This window comes from Pedobacter cryophilus (assembly GCF_005116455.1).
GTDB classification, from domain to species: domain Bacteria; phylum Bacteroidota; class Bacteroidia; order Sphingobacteriales; family Sphingobacteriaceae; genus Pseudopedobacter; species Pseudopedobacter cryophilum.
In genome coordinates this window covers 156345-174499 of record NZ_SWBP01000004.1, presented here as the reverse complement: position 1 = coordinate 174499, position 18155 = coordinate 156345, and the positions used below count along the sequence as shown (strand labels likewise).

General features: G+C 32.7%; 31 protein-coding genes and 1 tRNA gene. 18 read left to right on the top strand and 14 right to left on the bottom strand.

The window, feature by feature from the left end:
• The 18 genes from FA046_RS12285 (at nt 1) to FA046_RS12220 (ending at nt 7343) form a co-directional block, all read left to right on the top strand.
• Complete coding sequence (locus FA046_RS12285; protein WP_136826814.1) at nt 1–444, top strand: hypothetical protein; 444 nt, start codon at nt 1–3, stop codon at nt 442–444.
• 19 nt (nt 445–463) lie between these two features.
• Nucleotides 464–562 (top strand): DUF2648 domain-containing protein, encoded by a 99-nt coding sequence (locus FA046_RS12280; protein WP_136826813.1) that lies wholly within the window; start codon nt 464–466, stop codon nt 560–562.
• A gap of 9 nt (nt 563–571) precedes the next feature.
• Nucleotides 572–754, top strand: coding sequence for a hypothetical protein (locus tag FA046_RS12275; RefSeq protein ID WP_136826812.1), 183 nt, complete (start codon nt 572–574; stop codon nt 752–754).
• 6 nt (nt 755–760) lie between these two features.
• Entirely contained in the window at nt 761–1255 is a 495-nt protein-coding gene (locus tag FA046_RS12270) for a hypothetical protein (RefSeq protein WP_136826811.1), read from the top strand.
• 4 nt (nt 1256–1259) lie between these two features.
• Nucleotides 1260–1424, top strand: a complete 165-nt coding sequence (locus FA046_RS17285) for a hypothetical protein (protein WP_169303362.1) — start codon at nt 1260–1262, stop codon at nt 1422–1424.
• 3 nt (nt 1425–1427) lie between these two features.
• On the top strand, nt 1428–1928 hold the full coding sequence (locus tag FA046_RS12265) for a lysozyme (protein ID WP_205943648.1): 501 nt from the start codon (nt 1428–1430) through the stop codon (nt 1926–1928).
• A 51-nt stretch (nt 1929–1979) separates the two neighbouring features.
• Complete coding sequence (locus FA046_RS12260) at nt 1980–2558, top strand: glucosaminidase domain-containing protein (protein WP_136826810.1); 579 nt, start codon at nt 1980–1982, stop codon at nt 2556–2558.
• Nucleotides 2558–2902, top strand: a complete 345-nt coding sequence (locus FA046_RS12255) for a hypothetical protein (RefSeq protein ID WP_136826809.1) — start codon at nt 2558–2560, stop codon at nt 2900–2902. The genes FA046_RS12260 and FA046_RS12255 overlap by 1 nt, the downstream gene beginning before the upstream one ends.
• A 1-nt stretch (nt 2903) precedes the next feature.
• Nucleotides 2904–3137, top strand: coding sequence for a hypothetical protein (locus tag FA046_RS12250; RefSeq protein ID WP_136826808.1), 234 nt, complete (start codon nt 2904–2906; stop codon nt 3135–3137).
• A gap of 29 nt (nt 3138–3166) precedes the next feature.
• Nucleotides 3167–4891 carry a glycosyl hydrolase family 28-related protein gene (locus FA046_RS12245; protein ID WP_205943647.1) on the top strand — a complete coding sequence of 575 codons (1725 nt, stop codon included), beginning with the start codon at nt 3167–3169 and terminating at the stop codon, nt 4889–4891.
• A 1-nt stretch (nt 4892) separates the two neighbouring features.
• Nucleotides 4893–5132: a hypothetical protein gene (locus tag FA046_RS12240; protein ID WP_136826807.1), complete on the top strand. Its 240-nt coding sequence runs from the start codon at nt 4893–4895 to the stop codon at nt 5130–5132.
• Nucleotides 5133–5136: 4 nt separating this feature from the next.
• Nucleotides 5137–5436, top strand: a complete 300-nt coding sequence (locus tag FA046_RS12235; protein ID WP_136826806.1) for a hypothetical protein — start codon at nt 5137–5139, stop codon at nt 5434–5436.
• A gap of 2 nt (nt 5437–5438) precedes the next feature.
• Nucleotides 5439–5612, top strand: a complete 174-nt coding sequence (locus FA046_RS17280; RefSeq protein WP_169303361.1) for a hypothetical protein — start codon at nt 5439–5441, stop codon at nt 5610–5612.
• A 90-nt stretch (nt 5613–5702) separates the two neighbouring features.
• A complete protein-coding gene (locus tag FA046_RS12230) occupies nt 5703–5924 on the top strand; it encodes a hypothetical protein (RefSeq protein ID WP_136826805.1) in 222 nt (73 codons plus the stop codon).
• Complete coding sequence (locus tag FA046_RS12225) at nt 5921–6727, top strand: hypothetical protein (protein WP_136826804.1); 807 nt, start codon at nt 5921–5923, stop codon at nt 6725–6727. Before FA046_RS12230 ends, FA046_RS12225 begins: the two co-directional genes overlap by 4 nt.
• Before the next feature lie 3 nt (nt 6728–6730).
• Entirely contained in the window at nt 6731–6889 is a 159-nt protein-coding gene (locus tag FA046_RS17275; RefSeq protein WP_169303360.1) for a hypothetical protein, read from the top strand.
• 39 nt (nt 6890–6928) lie between these two features.
• Nucleotides 6929–7096 carry a hypothetical protein gene (locus FA046_RS17270; RefSeq protein ID WP_169303359.1) on the top strand — a complete coding sequence of 56 codons (168 nt, stop codon included), beginning with the start codon at nt 6929–6931 and terminating at the stop codon, nt 7094–7096.
• 43 nt (nt 7097–7139) lie between these two features.
• The gene (locus FA046_RS12220) at nt 7140–7343 is read left to right on the top strand and encodes a hypothetical protein (RefSeq protein WP_136826803.1); all 204 of its coding nucleotides are present in this window, start codon (nt 7140–7142) and stop codon (nt 7341–7343) included.
• 153 nt (nt 7344–7496) lie between these two features.
• On the opposite strand, the gene FA046_RS12215 is transcribed toward FA046_RS12220, so the two are convergent.
• The 14 genes from FA046_RS12215 to FA046_RS12150 all read right to left on the bottom strand — a co-directional run bounded on the left by FA046_RS12215 (nt 7497) and on the right by FA046_RS12150 (nt 18142).
• The gene (locus FA046_RS12215) at nt 7497–8432 is read right to left on the bottom strand and encodes a tyrosine-type recombinase/integrase (RefSeq protein WP_169303358.1); all 936 of its coding nucleotides are present in this window, start codon (nt 8430–8432) and stop codon (nt 7497–7499) included.
• Nucleotides 8377–8610, bottom strand: a complete 234-nt coding sequence (locus tag FA046_RS12210) for a hypothetical protein (RefSeq protein WP_136826801.1) — start codon at nt 8608–8610, stop codon at nt 8377–8379. The genes FA046_RS12215 and FA046_RS12210 overlap by 56 nt, the downstream gene beginning before the upstream one ends.
• Before the next feature lie 105 nt (nt 8611–8715).
• Nucleotides 8716–8795, bottom strand: a tRNA-Leu gene (locus FA046_RS12205).
• On the bottom strand, nt 8774–9280 hold the full coding sequence (locus FA046_RS12200; protein ID WP_225870924.1) for an iron-sulfur cluster co-chaperone HscB C-terminal domain-containing protein: 507 nt from the start codon (nt 9278–9280) through the stop codon (nt 8774–8776). The genes FA046_RS12205 and FA046_RS12200 overlap by 22 nt, the downstream gene beginning before the upstream one ends.
• 73 nt (nt 9281–9353) lie before the next feature.
• Nucleotides 9354–10679: an RIP metalloprotease RseP gene (gene rseP, locus FA046_RS12195; RefSeq protein ID WP_136826800.1), complete on the bottom strand. Its 1326-nt coding sequence runs from the start codon at nt 10677–10679 to the stop codon at nt 9354–9356.
• A gap of 31 nt (nt 10680–10710) precedes the next feature.
• Nucleotides 10711–11874, bottom strand: a complete 1164-nt coding sequence (locus FA046_RS12190; RefSeq protein WP_225870923.1) for a 1-deoxy-D-xylulose-5-phosphate reductoisomerase — start codon at nt 11872–11874, stop codon at nt 10711–10713.
• Nucleotides 11875–11888: 14 nt separating this feature from the next.
• On the bottom strand, nt 11889–13391 hold the full coding sequence (locus FA046_RS12185; RefSeq protein ID WP_136827042.1) for a GH3 auxin-responsive promoter family protein: 1503 nt from the start codon (nt 13389–13391) through the stop codon (nt 11889–11891).
• Nucleotides 13381–14145 (bottom strand): hypothetical protein, encoded by a 765-nt coding sequence (locus FA046_RS12180; RefSeq protein WP_136826799.1) that lies wholly within the window; start codon nt 14143–14145, stop codon nt 13381–13383. Before FA046_RS12180 ends, FA046_RS12185 begins: the two co-directional genes overlap by 11 nt.
• A 43-nt stretch (nt 14146–14188) precedes the next feature.
• The gene (locus FA046_RS12175; RefSeq protein ID WP_136826798.1) at nt 14189–15163 is read right to left on the bottom strand and encodes a glycosyltransferase; all 975 of its coding nucleotides are present in this window, start codon (nt 15161–15163) and stop codon (nt 14189–14191) included.
• A gap of 66 nt (nt 15164–15229) precedes the next feature.
• A complete protein-coding gene (locus FA046_RS12170; RefSeq protein WP_136826797.1) occupies nt 15230–15532 on the bottom strand; it encodes a type II toxin-antitoxin system RelE/ParE family toxin in 303 nt (100 codons plus the stop codon).
• Nucleotides 15520–15702, bottom strand: coding sequence for a hypothetical protein (locus FA046_RS12165; protein ID WP_136826796.1), 183 nt, complete (start codon nt 15700–15702; stop codon nt 15520–15522). The genes FA046_RS12170 and FA046_RS12165 overlap by 13 nt, the downstream gene beginning before the upstream one ends.
• Before the next feature lie 131 nt (nt 15703–15833).
• Nucleotides 15834–16787, bottom strand: a complete 954-nt coding sequence (locus FA046_RS12160) for a glycosyltransferase family 2 protein (RefSeq protein ID WP_136826795.1) — start codon at nt 16785–16787, stop codon at nt 15834–15836.
• A 98-nt stretch (nt 16788–16885) separates the two neighbouring features.
• The gene (locus tag FA046_RS12155) at nt 16886–17446 is read right to left on the bottom strand and encodes a DUF4199 domain-containing protein (RefSeq protein WP_136826794.1); all 561 of its coding nucleotides are present in this window, start codon (nt 17444–17446) and stop codon (nt 16886–16888) included.
• Nucleotides 17447–17473: 27 nt separating this feature from the next.
• A complete protein-coding gene (locus FA046_RS12150) occupies nt 17474–18142 on the bottom strand; it encodes a hypothetical protein (protein ID WP_136826793.1) in 669 nt (222 codons plus the stop codon).
• Between the last annotated feature and the right edge of the window lie 13 nt (nt 18143–18155).

The following is an 18155-nucleotide window of genomic DNA, read 5'->3' as shown; positions in this document are numbered from 1 at the left end:
ATGAGCGCCGAAACTGCATTTTTGAAAACCTACCAACAAAACAAAATTACTTTTTGGATTGCACTTGTTGTGCTTTGCCTATTTGTTTACATCTATTTTAAAGGTAAAGCAGACGGTAAAACAAACATTGCTGATGCAAAATATATTTATGGCAGCGCCGGCATTCCCAAAGGCTTTAACCCAAACATATTAGCAGATACTTTACACGAAGTAATGAGTGATTTATTCACCCTTACCGGCACAAAAGACAAAGCATGGAATCAACTTGTAAACCTGCAAACCGATGACATGGTAATAGCAGTTTACAACGCTTTTAACGATAAGTACGGAGCAGAAGGAGAAGGCACTTTAACCCAATGGATTAATGATGAAAAGTATTACGATTTCAGCACCGGGGTAAAAACAAAAGCATTAAATAAATTAAGATCATTAAGATTAACCTAAACCTAATTAATTAAAAATCATGAATAACAACACTAAATATTTGCTTATTGCCTTAGCAGTTGCCGGCATTGCATACTACGCTTTCAAAAAATATTCTTTAGTAAAGAAACCTTCTTAGTTAAGACTTATGAAAAAGAAAATAGGAATTTTTGCTTTGGTAGCCGGTATTGGTTTACTAGCATACTATTTCTTTAAAAAGCAAAAGGATAAAAAAGAAGCTCAATCTAAAGCGGTTAATTTATCAAAATCGCTGCCTTTTTCGCCTTTAACAGAATTTATATTAAAGATGCCTAACAATCGTAAAAAATAAAGTCTTATGAAAAGTAAAATAGGAATTTTTGCTTTGGTAGCCGGTATTGGATTACTGGTTTACTATTTTATAAAAGAGCAAAAAAATAAAAAAGACTCAAAAAGCATACAAGAAGCCATAGCGCTTACTGAGCCAGAAGTTGTTAAAACTCCGCCGTCCTCAACAGTTGCCGAAAATATTAAAAAAGCAGCTAAGGTTAATCTTAACAATCTTACGCAAGCTCAAGTAGAGCAATTTGCAAAATGGATAGATTCTATAATAGCCGACCTTAAAACAGCTAACCAAAGCATTTTTGGATCAGCAAGTAAGACCGTTCAAGTTAATTCTGGATTCTTAATTAAATTATCTGGTAGTCAGTTAATTAGAGTTGTTAACCAATGGCAAAAGGCAAGAAATTTGAAAATTCAAGATAGTTTGATTTATAAATCTAACATTCTGGATGTTACAGGCTCAATTTCTAAGCTTAAGAAAAAAATTATTGATATAGGATTTAACCCTTAATAACATGTCGCAAAATATTTTTCAAAAATTAATTCAAGAAGGCGAATTACCGCAAGTTAATGTAGAAATAGGCTTAACCCGGGAAACCCTTACGGATATTGCTATCACAGCTTTAATTGTATCTATTTTAATTACGCTTTTAAATAAGTTTTTACTTTCTAAACTGTAAAAAATGAAAGCTTCAGCATCATTAAAAGCAAAAATAAAAGTAGAAGAAGGGTTTATGACTAAACCGTACAAAGATGGTTTTATAAACGGTGTTCAGCAATATTCTATCGGTTACGGGCACCAAATACGCCCTAATGAAAGCCATTTAAAAACTTCAACTATTACCAGGGCGCAAGCCGATGTTTTATTTGAAAAAGATTTAATACAGTATGAAAATGCAGTAAATAAAGCCTCAAAGCCATTAAGCCAAAACCAATTTGATGCTTTAGTTTCATTTGCTTACAACGCCGGTACTGGGGCGGTTGCTAATGTTTTAAAAACATGGAATGCCACCGGTGATAGTTTAGCAACCACCGAGCGAATGAAGTTGTATAATAAATGGAGGGTTAATAATATACTACAGGTAAACCAGTCATTAGTACAACGCCGCTTACGTGAGGCTACACTTTTTTTAAGTGATAAAATTCACCAGGCAACCGCCGAAGTAAAAAAAAAAGTAGTCTAATTATTTTAATTATCGGAATTAGCCTAATTGGTTATTTTCTTTTTAAAAGCTATGGGAAAAAGATTTCAATATAACGGGCCACAAACTCCCGGCAAAAATACACCAGCGCAATACATAGCTAAAATAGCTAGTCATGCTATAAACGCTTGCTTAAATTCGGGAATTTTACCTAGTGTTTTAATTGGTAAAACATTGCAAGAAAGCGCTAACGGTAACGATTATAAAGCATTTCATTTTAATAATCCTTTTGGTCACATGGCTTTTTCAACTTGGAGCGGAGACGGTGTAAGAAAAGGAACTGGAAAAGCTCCTTACTGGAGAGTTTACCCGTCATTAGCAGAGGGTTTTAAATCTGCGGTTGCTATTCTAAAACAAGGAAAATTTAAAATAGAGGGCGTATCGTTAAAAAAAACGCCAATAGCTCAACTAGATAGTTTGCAAAGAGCAGGTTACAACGTTGGGCCAGATAGAAGAGAGTATGCCGCTAAAATTAATAAAATAATTGCTCAATACGATTTGCAAAAGTACGATAGACAGTTGCAAGCTATGGAAAGAAATTTAAACAATAACAATTTGGCATTTTCAGAACAAGATACATTCACTAAGGCTTTACATAATTTATTTGCATAATGGCACTATCAAACCCTATTTGCTTTTTAAAACAAACCATTACACTAGGTGCGGTGGTTCTTCCGCTTTCTACTTTAAAAGAATTTGGCCCCGAAGATTTTAGAAACGTTGCCGGAGATATTAAAACCGTTCAAATTGTTTTAGAGCCAAACGCCGCCGCCGTTGCCGGTGCAGTATTAGCCAGATATTGGCAAACAGGCGAAGACCCAACACTTACCGAAGGAATGCCAATTAGAGCTTTTGAGAAAGTAAATATTAACTCGTTTAGTGATGTGATCGCTTTTAGAATTAAAGCGGTTGACGCTTTAGAACACAAGCTACAAATACAATTTTTTAACTACTAATATGGCTACCGAAATTAAAAAAATAAGCGAACGAACCGTTGAAGCCCGTGACGAAAACGGCAATATTTTGCTTTATACTCAGGTTTATAAAAATTTAGGCGGCATTCCGGTTTCTGATGCTGATGTTGACGGTATTGTTTACATCAAATTTGATTATGCTTTCTACAAAAAAAATGACGTAGCCGAAGCCGTTGTTCCTGATCCAACATTTACAGATGATACTTTTGATATATAAACCGTTATTTTGAGTGAAAACTCAAAGTAATGAACAGATTAGATTTTATAGGAAATACGCTTATTAGCTTTTTTGCTTTAAAAAGCAATAAACCAATACAAAAAGAAGATATGAAAAGAATAGACGACACTATTTACGATTTATTAGATACCAAAACTGATGAATTGGTAACGTTTTCAAAAGTTACTTTATTTGCTGATGGTACCGCTATGACGGACGGTAAATGTGATGGTGTTATTTATAGAAAATTAGGTAATGAATATTTTAAAAGAAATTTCACTGGGCCAATTAACGTTAAATGGTTTGGTGCTAAAGGGGATGGAGTTAGTAATGATACTTCTGCGATTTTACTTTCAATAACCACTTGTAATAATTTTATAAATCCAACTCTATTATTTCCCTTTGGAACATATATTATTAATTCTTCTATTGATATAAATATCTCTAACCTTTTATTTAAAGGAGAGAACGCAACGCTAGATTTCTCGGGTAATATTCAAGATTATGCGATAAATTTATTTGGTACTTCAATCCCATATAGTCAATCAAATAAAAAGATATCAGGTTTTTTAATAAAAAGAACTGGTGCTAAAGCAGGAATAGGTCTTAAATTAAACTCTGTTGGGCCTGGCGATGGAGGTGCTTCGCACATTGAAGTATCTAATGTAGGAATTTCGGGTTTTGATAAAGGTGTTTTTTTAGGAGATAGATCGTACTTACTTAATTTTAATAATATAGATATATTTGAATGTAACACTTGTATTTTTTCGCCTGTTGATGTATTTGATGGGGGCGAAAGGATAAATTTTTCTAATAGTGTTTTTTTTAATTCATTACTTGCTATTGATATAAGAAATCAATTTTCAGATTTTTATTTTAATAAATGCTCTTTTGATTATAATGAAAAACAGATAAATGTAAACGGTTCACGTGTACACGTAACTAATTGTCATATCGAAAGCCATACGTATGATTTAGAAATGTCTACTGTTAGCGGTAACGGAGGTTTTTTATCTATTGTTAGTTGTACTTTAACTAATACTGGAGTAATTAATAACGGTAGATTTTGTTTAGTTGGCGAAAACAGTCATTTTATTTTTAAAGATTCGTTTATAAACAACTATTTGACGGCGGATAAAATATACGCATCAGGATTAGGAAATGTAATTATTGAAAATATTTCTTCTTTTGTTATTGGTGATAATCCATTAATTAGCTGTGTACAAAACAATCTACTTGCAGATAGTTCTTTTGAGGAAAACACAATAATAGACGATTACTCAATATCAAAAGACACCGCTGCAATTGTAGATAAGTATATAGGCGAAAACATTAAACTTTCAATTTCTACAGATAATTTTAATTCAGGAGTTAAAAGCTTATACGCTAACAAAGTGGGTGGGCAAGGTTCATTAGCTGAGTTCATTTTAAATGTACCTATAGGAAAGCAAAAAAATATCGGAGCTAAACTTTTTTACAAAGCGGTAAATATATCCGGGTACTTTGAAATCAAAGTATATTATGCGTTTGTGTTAAATGGCGTTGTAAAAAAACAGTCATTAATTTTAAATGATAATGCAATTAATATTGTTGATAATACATTTCGTGAACTATATTTCTTAACAGAAAAATCACTAAAGTCTTTATCCTGGGCTAATAGTCTTTTGATAAAATTTGATTTAATTGGATTAAACGGGGCTGGAAATGCTACTTCAGGAATTTACTTTGATGATATTTTGATTACTGAAATTTAAAATGAAAGACACCTTAAACCTCCCGAACCTTAAACGCCGAATTAAAGCCAAAAAACCAATTTTTTGGAAAAAATTACAGCGCTTGGGTGTGTTATTTGGGGCTATTTCAGCAAGTTTTTTACTATATGGCTTTTCTGATACGGTTACCCAAATATTTAGCTACATGGGCGCAATTTCGGCAACGGTGGTATTAATAGCCGAGTTTGCTACTGAAGATAAAATAGATCAACCTATAAATTAATAATATGCCTGGTATCAATTGGGAAAATTTAGAGTTTAAAGCAAAAGAAGTAATCTACATCATTGGTTGTGTTTTTCTTTTTGGAGCTTCTTATTACGGTGTTAAAAGAGATAATTCCGATTTAGCAACCAAACTTAATAGCGTTATCGAAAAGCAAGAAAAACAATACGAAAAGTATGAAACCCGAGACCGTGAAATTTGGAAAGCTTTGGGCGAAAATGCTAGCGATATCAAACAGGAGCGTTTTAGAAATGATATTGACGAATCGCACCGGGAACAAGTTGAATTGAATAATTTGAAATAGTTATGCCTAAAACATCAACTAAAATCACATACACCTTTAATGAAATTCTTTCGCTAATAAAAAAAGATCAACAAAATGAAAATATCAAAGTTTCTTTCATTGATATAAAAGAAAGTGGAGATTACGATAGAGGAACTTACAAACGGGAAATTAAACAAATAACTTTTTCTTTTTAAAGCTATGAAGCAATCAAAAACCTACAGTAAAAATCATAAAAACCCAAAAGCATTAAAAAACCATGTAGCCAAAATTAAAAAACGTGGGTAATGATATTAGTTTTAAATATGGCTATTGGTATATTTTGGTTTAGCACAAAGCAAAGTAATAAAGAGGCCGAAACGTGGAAAAAGCTTTATACAGATTGTGAGAAAGAGAATAAAGATTTTGTCAATACCTTACTTATTAAAAATAAAATAATAGATGCAATTATTAATCCTACGCCGGTGGTAACAGATAGTACACAGGCGCAAAATTTAAAAAAACAATGAAAATTTTAAAATTTATCGCCTGGTTAAGTATTCCGGTTTTAATAATGTTAAACGTGAAATCTTGCCACGAAGCGGCCCAGGCTAAAAAAGAAAATGCCTTTTACAAATCGGAGAAACTCCAAAATAAAAAGGAAATTCAAATAGAAGCAGCTATTATTAACCGCAAAATTTCTAAACAAGGGATTGAAACCGTTACTATTAACGCTTTAAGCAATATTTTGCCTGTAAAAGAGGTTTTAAAATCCTTAATTGTTGATTCTATTGCAAAAACAAACAATATTAAGCCAAAGCAAATTGTAAACTACACTTCAGTTTCTTTTGTTTCAAAAGCCGACTATTTAAAAGCTATTGCGCAAAGAGATAGTTTTAAAAACCTAGTTTATACTTATCGTAATAAATGGTTAAGCGTAAGTTACACCCCTGCAAAAGATTCTATTGATACTACAGGGCATTTTGCGTACCAATACAATACAGAACTTAATCAAACACAATATTGGGAGCGGTACAAGGTTTTAGGGCTTAAAATAGGTAGAAAACAAGCTTATGTAAATTTTGCCTTAGTAGATTCTAATGCTCGCATCCAAAACGTTAAAAATTTTGTGGTACCATACCAAGAACCAAAATTTGGGATCAGCTTACAAGCCCGGGCGGTTTATAATATTACTTCTAACAGATTTTTTACCGGCCCGGGCCTTTCCTTAGATTTTAATAAAGTAAACGTTTTAGCCTACTACTATTATAATGTAAATGCCAACCGTTGGGAGTATGCAGTTGGATTAAATAAAACCTTTTTAAAACTTTAAGTGATGGCATCAAAAACCTACAGTAAAAATCATAAAAACCCAAAAGCATTAAAAAACCATGTAGCCAAAATTAAAAAACGTGGCGGCGTGGTTAGATCCCAGGGATCTAAAATTGTTTACACTTTTGGTAAAGGAAAAAGTAATCAATTGGATATGTTTTAAAATAAATAATTAATCATTAAACCTAATAAATAGTAAATCATGGCAACAGCAAAAAAAACAGTCGTTAAATCTTATTCCGGTAAAACATATGTATTTGTACCGGAAAAAGGCAGGGGTTATAAAGTTTCTGCAAAAGGATTCGGTAGTTCTTGGTATCAATCAACAGCATCAGTAAGGGACGCAAAGAAAAAGATGGATTCTTATTAATTAATAGCTTTTTGGTTAATTAAAATGTTTATATATTTGATTCATGAGTGAATTAAATACCGAATCAAACATAAAGGATTTAGATAATCAAATTGAATTTTTAGAGTTAACTTTGAAAAAGCAAAGTAATCAATTTGAAAATTTAAGCCCTCAACATACAGATTATGAAATATTTAATTTCAATCTGAAAATGACTATTGAAATATTAAATTCTATTAAAAAATTAAAAGCTCTTAACCAAAATTAAGAGCTTTCTCATTTTGTGGCAAAATCATTTGTTTTGTGGCATTGTGGCAAGTAAAACAGCGTTTAAATTACTTTAAACATCGATTGCCACAAAGCCACAATGCCACAAAATATTTTCAGTTTTTTTTTACATATAAAAACGCTTACGATTTTGTTAGATTTTATTAAAATTCTTCATTAAAGTTTCTTTTCTCTTTTCGCTCATCTTAACATAGATCATAGCTGTTTCTGTTTTGGTTATTGCTAATAATTCTTTGAGGCTGGCAACATCACCGCCAAGCTCAATAAAGAAAGTAGCAAATGTATCTCGGGAAACGTGAAAGGTTAATCGTTTATTTATTTCTGCTTTAATTGCTATTTCTTTTAAAGCCTTATTTACCGTTTGATCTGCAATAGTTTTAAATATCAATCCCCAATTACCATCCCCTAATAATTGTTTCGCAAAGTCAGGAAGCGCTATATTTACATTTTTACCAAACCTTCTAGTTTTAAATGTTTCCATTTTTAAAAATCCATCATCAATATTTTCATATCTCAACCTAGCGCTGTCAGAAATTCTGATTCCAGTATAACAGGAAAATAAAAATTTACGTAAAGTTTCTTGTTCAAGTTCGGGTAATTCTTTTTTACTGTAGAGTATTTTAAGTCGTGATAATTCTAATTTATCTAAAGAAATTCTATTACCCGGTTGATATGGTTTGATTTTAAACTTATCGTAAGGATTATCTACATTAACACCTTCAGCAATTGCAACTTTAATAAAAGTTTTAATTCCTACGTGAATTGACTGAATAGAATTATGCTTTTTTAAACCTGATTTTTTACGTAAATACAAATCAAATTGGCTAATTAATTGCGGCGTTAATTCCGCAAATAAAACTTGTTTATTGGCAAATTCGCTAAAGTGTTTTAATCGATTCTTTTTGTTCTTGTAGGTTTGCTCAGACATTAAACCCGAAATTTTTTGATCTTCTAAAAAAGCATCTGCCCAGGCTATAAAATTATCCCTAGAGGCATAGTTTAAAAAATCTCTTTTAAATTGTGCATGTGTTACCGTTTGCCCGGATAAACGGTATTGTCTTAAAATCATATTTATATTGCTCCTTGGTAGCATCAAACAAAACCTCTTTAAAATAAATCTCCAGCGGAATTTTAATAGTCTTTCTTTCTATCGTAACGCCCAAATAAAGCCCTGCTAATCTATCTTTTTTTTGATAGCTGTATGATCTAACATGATATGTGATTTTTTGGATTTTATCTCTTTTCATTAGGAAACATTTAATTAAAAATTTTATTTCAAAAGTATTTAGGAAACATTTAGAAAACAGAAAACCGCCTTACAATATCTATAAGGCGGTTTTGTATAAAATTTGTACCCAGCGCCGGAATCGAACCGGCACAGTTTCCTATCGGTGTTTGAGACCGACGCGTCTACCAGTTCCGCCAGCTGGGCATTTTTTTAAAGAACATTAGCTCTTTAACGGGTTGCAAACTTATTAATAGATTCTCGTATTCGCAACATATATTTTTTCCTATACCAAATATCTTTTCAGCATTTAAACTATCTTCTAACTCTTCTACAGTTTGTTTTACTTGTGCTAGTTGTTGCTCATCGGCATCAAACTCTAATTCCATAAAAGCTTCATTTACTTCCATCATTTCCATCAAAAAATCTTGAGGAAGTTCGTATTTCTCTCCTTCTTCTAACTCCCCTTTAGCTGCTAAAACATAAGCCAAAAGCTGATCTGGATTGGATAAGGTTTGGAAAGCTTTATTGTTAAGTGTAGAAAGTTGAAGAATTTCTTGCTGCTTTTCTTCAGATTCATTCACAAAAAAATCTGGATGATAAGCTTTACTTAAGGCATAAAACTTTTTCTTCACCGCAGTTTTATCAGGATGAAAGGAAAGAGGAATATCGTAAAACTCGAAGTAATTCATGGGTTAAGGTTGAGGGTTTGAGGTATAAGGAATAAGGCAAGACCTTAAACCTTACGCCCTTTACCTTTTATACTTATTTAGTGAATGCTTTAAAAATATCGTTACCTAAAACAAAGACCATAAGGGTTGCTAATATCACAAAACCTACAATTTGGGCTCTTTCCATAAACTTATCACTCAATGGTTTTCCTTTAATCATTTCTATTAAAAGAAACACAGAATGACCACCGTCTAAAGCAGGAATAGGCAACAAATTCATTAAAGCTAAAGCCATAGAAAGCAAGCCTGTAATGCTCCAAAATTTAATCCAATCCCAGGTGCCACCGTATAATTTACGGGCAATTTCTACCGGACCAGAAAAAGCTTTATTAGCTTTTACTTCACCTTTTACTACTTTTCCTAAACCTTTAGCATTATCTGTTAATGAACCCCAAGCTTTAGAAGCACCAGCTGGCAATGCCTGTATAAAGCCAAATTCCTTGGTTTCTTGCTTTATTTCGTCGGTACTAAAAGCAAAACCAATAGTTCCCATTTCAGAAACTTTAACAGGAATATCTATTGGTATTCCTTGTCGGGATATTTGAAGGCTTACCTGCTTGTTTTTTTGTTCTGTTAAAATATTTTTTAATTGATCACTATAAATGGCTTCTTTTCCATTTACGGCCAAAATCTCATCTCCTGCTTGTAAACCCGCTTTATCTGCTATGCCGCCCTCATTTACCAATTCCACTTTCGATTTTAGCCTTGGCGATACAAATTCTTCTATTCCAAAATCAGAAATGGTATTTAAGATAGTAGCTGGAACCGGAATATCTTTAGATTGTCCGTCTCTTGATATGGTTAAAACCGAGTTACCGAGCAACACATCAGAGCTTCTTAAATCTTCAAATCGTTCTAATTTTTCTCCATTAATGGCTATTACTTTATCGCCTGCCCTTAAGCCAATTTGCTGCCCAACTACACCCGGAGAAATACCGTATTGCAAAGAATTATTAGGAATATAAGTCTCGCCGTATTTAAAAGTAAGCATCCAAAAAATAAAAATCCCTAAAATAATGTTAACCGTTACACCGCCTAACATCACTATTAACCTTTGCCATGCTGGTTTTGATCTAAATTCCCAAGGTTGTGGAGGTGCTGCCATTGCCTCGGTATCCATAGATTCATCTATCATCCCTGCAATTTTCACATAGCCACCTAACGGCAACCAACCAATACCATACTCGCAATCTTTATATTTTATGCTAAAAAGTTTTACTCCCCAGGCATCAAAAAACAAAAAGAACTTTTCTACTTTAATTCCAAATGCTCTTGCCGTTAAATAATGACCTAACTCGTGTAAAACAATTAAAATAGACAAACCCAACAATAGTTGAGCAATCATCACTAATACCTCCATTTATTCTTTAATTTATCTTTTGATTTTTTATTTAAATACTTGTTACTAATTCTTTTGCGAAAATTCGGGTTTGTTTATCCGATTCGTAATAATCTTCTAAACCGGGTTGCTGCACAAAATCTAATTTTGCCATACAGGTTTCAATCACCTCACTCATTTGCAAAAATCCAATCTGCTCATTCAAAAACTCTGCCACCACCACTTCATTGGCAGCATTTACAATACATGGCATGTTACCACCTTTATTTAATGCTTCGAAAGCTAAAGCCAAATTTCTAAAGGTTTGCGTATCTGCTTTTTCAAAAGTAAATGAAGGATAATCTAAGAAATTGAATCTTTTAAAATCGCTTTGTATTCTTTCTGGATAGGCTAAAGCATATTGTATGGGCAATTTCATATCAGGTAAACCCATTTGCGCTTTCATAGATCCATCTGTGAACTGAACGATGGAATGAATAATAGATTGTGGATGAACAATCACATCTATCTGATCTACCTCTAAATCAAAAAGCCACTTCGCTTCTATCACTTCTAGCCCTTTATTCATTAATGAAGCCGAATCTATGGTGATTTTAGCACCCATTACCCAGTTAGGATGTTTTAAAGCTTGCTGCCTGGTTACGGTAGATAAAAATTCAATATTCTTTCCTCTAAAAGGGCCACCAGATGCTGTTAAATATATTTTTTCGATAGCACTTTTTTCGCCAACCAAACATTGAAAAATAGCAGAGTGCTCTGAATCTACCGGTAAAATTTTCACCTTATATTCTTTAGCTAAACTGGTCACTAAGTCGCCGGCAACCACTAAAGTTTCTTTATTTGCTAACGCGATGTCTTTGCCTGCCTTTATGGCAGCAATGGTTGGTTTTAATCCTGCAAAACCTACCAAAGCGGTAAGCACTAAAGCTAAACTGGGCAAAACTACTACTTCACATAAAGCATTGATGCCTGCTTTTACTTCTATATTTTTATGTTTTAAAGCTTCTTTAAGTTCTGTAAATTTATCCTCATCTCCTATCACCACTACATCTGGTTCAAATTCTAAGGCTTGCTCAATGAGTAAACTGACGTTAGACTGAGCTGTTAAAACTTGTATTTTAAAAAGTGTAGGATTAGCTTTCACAACCGCTAAGGCTTGGGTGCCAATGCTGCCTGTTGAGCCTAAAATTGCTATATTTTTTATATTTTGATGCAAAATTACCTTTTCTATTAAATAATGTATTGTTCTAATTTATCAGCCAATGAGCGATCATTTGCTAACCTTGGAACCTTATTTTGACCACCTAACTTACCTTCGGCTCTCATTAAATTGATAAAAGAATTTGGCTTTAAAAGCCTAATAATTAATGGCTGTAATACTTTACCACTAATTAAATCTTTGTAATAAATATTTTTTTGTTGCAAAGCTTCGTCAACTTTTAAGCTAAAAGCGCTCATATCTAAAGGAGTTTGCCTAAATTCTATAAACCACTCGTGATAGGGTAATTCTCCTTTAACAGCAGGGTTAACTTGTGGCGCAACTGTAAACTCAGTTATTTCTACCCCTTCTTGTTGTGCCACCGCTAATAAAGCTTGCTCTACTTCTTCGCCAATTACATGCTCTCCAAAAGCCGAAATATAGTGCTTTATTCTCCCAGTCACCAAAAGTTTATATGGATTCTTGGAAACAAACTTCACGGTATCTCCTAAAGAATAAGCCCACAAACCAGCGTTGGTACTTAAAATAATGGCATAATTTTTATTTAATTCAATTTCTCCTAAGCTTAATCTGGTTTGCTTTTCATTAAAAAACTCATCAGTTGGGATAAATTCATAAAATATACCAGCATCGGCTAAAAGCAATAATGATTTATCTTTTTGGCTATCCTGAAAAGCTATAAAACCCTCAGAAGCAGGATATGTTTCAATACTATCTATTTTAAAGCCCAAACTTTCTTGTAAACGAGCTCTGTAAGGTTCGTAATTTACGCCTCCGTACACAAAGAGTTTAAAGTTTGGGAAAATGTCTTTGATATATTTCTTTCCTGATTTTGCAATTAACCTATCAAAATACATTTGACACCAAGGTGGAATGCCCGAAATTAAACGCATATCCTGATGGATAGTCTCCTCTACAATGGCATCTACTTTTTGCTCCCAATCTTCTATACAATTAACCTCATAACTTGGCAACCTGTTTTTTTGCAAATAAGCTGGAACATGATTGGCCACAATACCAGATAACCTACCAAAAGAGATTCCAGCCTTTTTATCCATTTTAGGACTGCCTTGCAAAAAAATTAATTTCCCATCTAAAAAATCGGTTTTTCCGGTTTCATGGATATAGCATAATAAAGCGTTTTTAGCGGCTTTAATATGCTCGGGCATAGATTGTTTAGATATTGGAATATACTTTACACCGGATGTTGTGCCTGATGTTTTAGCAAAATAAAGTGGCTTACCCGGCCAAAGCACATTTTCTTCTCCGCTTACTACCCTATCTACGTAAGAACGTAAATCTTCATAATCATGAACAGGAACGAGGTTTTTATACTCTTGATAAGAATTGATTTTTTGAAATTGATGATCTTTACCAAAAGCTGTATTTTGAGCGGCTTTAATTAGCTTTTTTAAAACCTTTTCTTGTGCTGCTGGTGCATTAACTTTCCAATTCTCCATCTTACTGACGGTGAAATTTGCTAAATACTTACTTAAAAATGCTTTAATCCCCATTAGATTCCTGAGCAATGCCTTCTTCTTGATGTTCGTTGGTGTAATTATTTACCAGCTTACGATAAGTGACCACCAATATGATATTAGTGAAAGGATAGGTAACAATGATACCCACTCCTAATGCTAAAAAACCCAATGCTATAAAACCGATAACAATTCCTAAAACAGCAATAATTTTTAATAGGTTATCTTGAGTTAAGGTTCTGCTTTGTCTTAAAGATTCAAAAGCTGATGAATCATCATCGACAATAAAACAGGGAAAAAACATAAAGCGCATGGTGAGCAACATCAATAGTAGAAAAGCTACTACGGCTAATATTTCTAAATAAGTGGTATTAGATTTAATGATGTTTACAATTTCATTAAAAAAATCTACTTCTATAAGTTTGGTATAAATTAAGGTTAAAGTGGTTACAATTAAGCCTAATAATAAGGTAAGACTCATGAAACTAGAAATATTTCTCCAAGATGGAATAATTGCTAGGGCAGAGAAATCTTCTTCGTCATGATCTATCAACCTAAAGGCTAATTTATAAAAGCCTAAAGTAGCAATACTATTGGCAATTAAAATGGCGAATAAACCTACAATATTTAAAAAAGCATTTGGTATGCTCATGATATATGTGGAGGATAATTGCACTACTGCCAACACTACAAAAGCAACCACAGAATAACCAATGATTACCAAAAAATTTTTGCGAGTAATATCCCATGAAGTTTCTAAAACATCTATCACAGAAAAGGATTTGTCCATATTTTTTGAGCTTAATGTATTTAGCTAAAAAGCCAAAAGCATCTTATAATTTATTTTTTAAAATGAGTTTTTTCCAAAAATCCTGCATAAAGCCAAAGCCATAAGCGGTTAATTGAATGAATGATGCAAAGATGCTTAAAAATGCAACTTTTGCCGACTTATTTTTTGACCAAGAGTCGAAAAATATTAACAATATATAAATGGATAAGAAAAAATTAAAAGTTGGTGCTAAAACCTCAAAAAACAAGTTAGCCAATAAGGTAATGATCAGAAATAACGTAAAAACAGCAGGAAAGAAATGAACCAGCTTTAAGGTTTTAGGAAAAAAAGTGGTGATGTTTATTCGGGCCCGACCAAAAAAATGAAGTTGTTTCCAAAATTGTTTAAAACTTGTTCTCCTTTTATGATACACAAAGGCATTAGGAATCAACCCTATTTTAAAACCTGCTTGATGAATACGAATAGAATACTCAATATCTTCTCCTAAACGAGTGAGTATAAATCCCCCTACTTTTTCCCAAACTTTTTTAGACAAACCCATATTAAAACTACGGGGATGAAATTGTCCGCCAGCATTTTTAGCTTTTCCTCTAATTCCTCCGGTGGTAAAAACAGAAGTCATGGCATAACTTATGGCTCTTTGAATGGGTGTAAATGATGGATGTGCCGCATCTGGACCACCAAAAGCATCTAAAGGCTCGTTATACAAATGATTTTTAACGTTTTCTAAATAATCTTCAGGAATTAGGCAGTCCGAATCAAAAATGATAAAATAATCTCCTTTCGCTCTTTCAAAACCGTAATTACGAGCAAAACCTTGTCCTTCATTAGGCTTAAAATAATAGTGAATATCTAATTTAGATTGAAAAGAAGCTACAATATCTTTAGCATCAAGGGTAGAACCATCTTCTATCACCAAAACCTCAAAAGCTGTATAACTTTGCTCGGTAAGCGTATTTAAAAGCTCCTCAATTTCTTGCGGACGATTATAAAGCGGAATAATAATGGAGAAAAACATGTACTAATTTGAAAATTAGATGATTTGATGATGCTTATAAACTGCTAACTAATTACTTTCAACTAATTACTTTTTAAAAATTTGAGTTTTGAGTTGCCTTTTACTATGGTGTACGGTAATGATATCAACTAACTCTTTATTTAATATTCGATAAATAATACGATAATTTCCAAGTATAATTTCTCTTATAATTTGACTATTAATTTCTGGTACAACCCTACCAAAACTAGGATTACTTTCTAAAACAACTACCGAATCGAAAAATCTTTTAGTCTGAATTATCGCATAATTCTTAGAATCTTTTGCAATAAACTCTGCAATATTTTCAATATCATTAACAGCTTGAATTGTCCAATTTACTTTAACCATTTTCCAAGCTTTTCTTTGGCTTCTTTAGTTGTTAAAGTTTGTTGAGCATCAGATTGTTCGATGCCAATTTCTATTTTTTGAATGAGCATGATTCTATCCATCACATCTTCTAAGGAAAATTGATCTGGAAGATCTTTTATAGACTGGATTAGTTGAGCTTTTGTTAACATGTCAAATACTTTTATTGAAGATAAGGATAATGACTGATTTGAGATATTTGATTTGAAAATTAGATAATTTGATGATGCTTATTTACTGGCAACTGATAATAGGCAACTAATAACTGCTAACTGAAACCCGATTAAACTTCCTTCTCTATCTGATAATAATTTCTGTGTGCTGAATTTCGGGAAACCAATTCGGCTACAAAACCTGTTAAAAAAAGCTGAGAGCCTAAAATTACTGCAACTAATGCGATGTAAAACAAAGGCTGATCTGTTACTTCTCTTTGGATTTTGATATGATTGGCAATATCATAAAGCTTTTCGCCAATAATCCATAAAGCCATTATTGTTCCTAATAAAAAGCTTAATACGCCCATAGAACCAAAAAAGTGCATTGGTCGTTTCCCAAATTTACCGACAAAAAATATAGACAGCAGATCTAAGAAGCCATTAATAAATCGGCTGAAGCCAAATTTTGTAGTTCCGTATTTTCTGGCTCGGTGTTCTACTACTTGTTCTTCAATTTTATTGAACCCCGCCCATTTGGCAATTACAGGAATGTAACGGTGCATTTCACCATAAACCTCAATGTTTTTAACCACTTCTTTACGGTAAGCTTTTAAACCGCAATTAAAATCATGTAAATTATTAATGCCCGACATGCTTCTGGTTGCTGCATTAAAAAATTTAGTGGGAATTGTTTTGGTTAATGGATCGTACCTTTTCTTTTTCCAGCCAGAAATCAGGTCTAACTTCTCTTCTTTAATTCTTTTATACAATACCGGTATTTCATCAGGCGAATCTTGCAAATCAGCATCCATAGTGATAATCACTTCTCCTTCTGCAGCTGCAAAACCCACATTTAAAGCGGCTGATTTACCATAATTTCTTCTGAATTTAATCCCTTTAACTTCCGGATGAGTTTGATTTAGCTCTTCAATTTTTTCCCAACTGCCATCATTACTCCCATCATCAATTAAAATAATTTGGTAAGAAAAAGCATTTTTTTGCATCACCTCTCTAATCCAGTTGGTTAATTCTGGTAAAGATTCTACTTCATTATAGGCTGGTACAACAACAGAGATATTCATTATTTTTTAAAAGCTTATTTACAAAAAAACGCCTCATGTTTACCATTAAGCGTTTTTTTATGACAAATTGATTTGTCAAATATAAATTTAATTTTTGGCTAATCTGTTTCTTCTATTGGAGCAAACATTGGAGGATTCTTTTTAAATATTGCAGCAAATATTAAGGATAAAATAAATCCTACAAGTATAACTGTTCCTAAAGTGATTAAAAAAGACTTTAAATCTGGCTGATAAACAGATTTAATTTGAGCTAAAGCTTGTTCCACACCTTTATCAATAGCATCTTGATCAGTCACTCCAAATTTTTCTAAATTTGCTATAGCTTGTTCTTCAACAATGGGCGCTAATTTATCATAAGCACCAGTTTCTATGAACTTAAAAAATATAAAATTAGAAACTGTAGATATTAAATTACCTACTAAAGACATTACAAAAATACCTTTTAAAGCGTCTTTAAAAGTCCATAATCCCCCTATTTTCTTTCTTAAATCAAGGGTGAAGAAAATATAAAGTGCTAGTGAAAATAGTGTTAATACTATTGAAAAAGTTATAGAACCTATTATGGAAGGAAACGCATAATAAATGATGATTTGCACTGCTAGACTTAGTAGCCCTAAAATTACGCCGTTGTTAATTGCTTGTTTGTTTAAATTCTCCATTTGTTTTGAGGTTTAGGTTTAACTGATTTATTTTTTGAAACTTAAAATTAACTCTAGAATAGCGGCATCAAAAGCAGGGTCTACACTTAAATTTTTAAACTTTTTAAGTGACTCTGCTGATGGGTCTGTATCGTAAAAGAAAGCCATTAAAGGATAAAAAATATCTTTAATTTCTGAATCGTCTGATAGGTTTTGAGAGACTCTGGCAATTTCTTCCAAGTTGCTTTCCATTAAAACCTGATGGGCAATTACATCCTCATAAATGCGGTGTTCATCTTGAAACTCATCTTCTTCAACCAATAAAAACTCTTTCAAATAATCATCTAAAGAAGGTTCAATTTCTTCATCCTCACATTCCTTTAGGTAAAGTAATAAGTTTAAAAGTTCTGTTCCTCGTTCAATGGTTTCGTCTTCTATTTTCTCCCATTCTGGAGAATCTAAATAGTCTTCATCTAATTTTTTCGCATCTTCTGCAAAGAAATTAATCATCATTAAATCAAAGGTGGTTTCTCTTAAAGCATCTAACTGTGGCGCATCATCAAAAACTTTATCCATCAGCATAAGCTTGGTCATAAAATCTTCATCGCCAGCAAAAATATTTTGAAGCTGCTGAAGCTCTTGCTGCCCGGGAACATTTTCTAAGGCAGAAAAAGTATTAAACAAACTTTCTAAGGCATTATTTACTTTTGTATCCATAATCTTGTTTTTG

Bases quoted from the DNA above. Each gene is read 5' to 3' on its own strand.
- FA046_RS12285 (WP_136826814.1), top strand. From the start codon at position 1: ATGAGCGCCGAAACTGCATTTTTGAAAACCTACCAACAAAACAAAATT.
- FA046_RS12280 (WP_136826813.1), top strand. From the start codon at position 464: ATGAATAACAACACTAAATATTTGCTTATTGCCTTAGCAGTTGCCGGC.
- FA046_RS12275 (WP_136826812.1), top strand. From the start codon at position 572: ATGAAAAAGAAAATAGGAATTTTTGCTTTGGTAGCCGGTATTGGTTTA.
- FA046_RS12270 (WP_136826811.1), top strand. From the start codon at position 761: ATGAAAAGTAAAATAGGAATTTTTGCTTTGGTAGCCGGTATTGGATTA.
- FA046_RS17285 (WP_169303362.1), top strand. From the start codon at position 1,260: ATGTCGCAAAATATTTTTCAAAAATTAATTCAAGAAGGCGAATTACCG.
- FA046_RS12265 (WP_205943648.1), top strand. From the start codon at position 1,428: ATGAAAGCTTCAGCATCATTAAAAGCAAAAATAAAAGTAGAAGAAGGG.
- FA046_RS12260 (WP_136826810.1), top strand. From the start codon at position 1,980: ATGGGAAAAAGATTTCAATATAACGGGCCACAAACTCCCGGCAAAAAT.
- FA046_RS12255 (WP_136826809.1), top strand. From the start codon at position 2,558: ATGGCACTATCAAACCCTATTTGCTTTTTAAAACAAACCATTACACTA.
- FA046_RS12250 (WP_136826808.1), top strand. From the start codon at position 2,904: ATGGCTACCGAAATTAAAAAAATAAGCGAACGAACCGTTGAAGCCCGT.
- FA046_RS12245 (WP_205943647.1), top strand. From the start codon at position 3,167: ATGAACAGATTAGATTTTATAGGAAATACGCTTATTAGCTTTTTTGCT.
- FA046_RS12240 (WP_136826807.1), top strand. From the start codon at position 4,893: ATGAAAGACACCTTAAACCTCCCGAACCTTAAACGCCGAATTAAAGCC.
- FA046_RS12235 (WP_136826806.1), top strand. From the start codon at position 5,137: ATGCCTGGTATCAATTGGGAAAATTTAGAGTTTAAAGCAAAAGAAGTA.
- FA046_RS17280 (WP_169303361.1), top strand. From the start codon at position 5,439: ATGCCTAAAACATCAACTAAAATCACATACACCTTTAATGAAATTCTT.
- FA046_RS12230 (WP_136826805.1), top strand. From the start codon at position 5,703: ATGATATTAGTTTTAAATATGGCTATTGGTATATTTTGGTTTAGCACA.
- FA046_RS12225 (WP_136826804.1), top strand. From the start codon at position 5,921: ATGAAAATTTTAAAATTTATCGCCTGGTTAAGTATTCCGGTTTTAATA.
- FA046_RS17275 (WP_169303360.1), top strand. From the start codon at position 6,731: ATGGCATCAAAAACCTACAGTAAAAATCATAAAAACCCAAAAGCATTA.
- FA046_RS17270 (WP_169303359.1), top strand. From the start codon at position 6,929: ATGGCAACAGCAAAAAAAACAGTCGTTAAATCTTATTCCGGTAAAACA.
- FA046_RS12220 (WP_136826803.1), top strand. From the start codon at position 7,140: ATGAGTGAATTAAATACCGAATCAAACATAAAGGATTTAGATAATCAA.
- FA046_RS12215 (WP_169303358.1), bottom strand. From the start codon at position 8,432: ATGATTTTAAGACAATACCGTTTATCCGGGCAAACGGTAACACATGCA.
- FA046_RS12210 (WP_136826801.1), bottom strand. From the start codon at position 8,610: ATGAAAAGAGATAAAATCCAAAAAATCACATATCATGTTAGATCATAC.
- FA046_RS12200 (WP_225870924.1), bottom strand. From the start codon at position 9,280: ATGAATTACTTCGAGTTTTACGATATTCCTCTTTCCTTTCATCCTGAT.
- rseP (WP_136826800.1), bottom strand. From the start codon at position 10,679: ATGGAGGTATTAGTGATGATTGCTCAACTATTGTTGGGTTTGTCTATT.
- FA046_RS12185 (WP_136827042.1), bottom strand. From the start codon at position 13,391: ATGGGGATTAAAGCATTTTTAAGTAAGTATTTAGCAAATTTCACCGTC.
- FA046_RS12180 (WP_136826799.1), bottom strand. From the start codon at position 14,145: ATGGACAAATCCTTTTCTGTGATAGATGTTTTAGAAACTTCATGGGAT.
- FA046_RS12175 (WP_136826798.1), bottom strand. From the start codon at position 15,163: ATGTTTTTCTCCATTATTATTCCGCTTTATAATCGTCCGCAAGAAATT.
- FA046_RS12170 (WP_136826797.1), bottom strand. From the start codon at position 15,532: ATGGTTAAAGTAAATTGGACAATTCAAGCTGTTAATGATATTGAAAAT.
- FA046_RS12165 (WP_136826796.1), bottom strand. From the start codon at position 15,702: ATGTTAACAAAAGCTCAACTAATCCAGTCTATAAAAGATCTTCCAGAT.
- FA046_RS12160 (WP_136826795.1), bottom strand. From the start codon at position 16,787: ATGAATATCTCTGTTGTTGTACCAGCCTATAATGAAGTAGAATCTTTA.
- FA046_RS12155 (WP_136826794.1), bottom strand. From the start codon at position 17,446: ATGGAGAATTTAAACAAACAAGCAATTAACAACGGCGTAATTTTAGGG.
- FA046_RS12150 (WP_136826793.1), bottom strand. From the start codon at position 18,142: ATGGATACAAAAGTAAATAATGCCTTAGAAAGTTTGTTTAATACTTTT.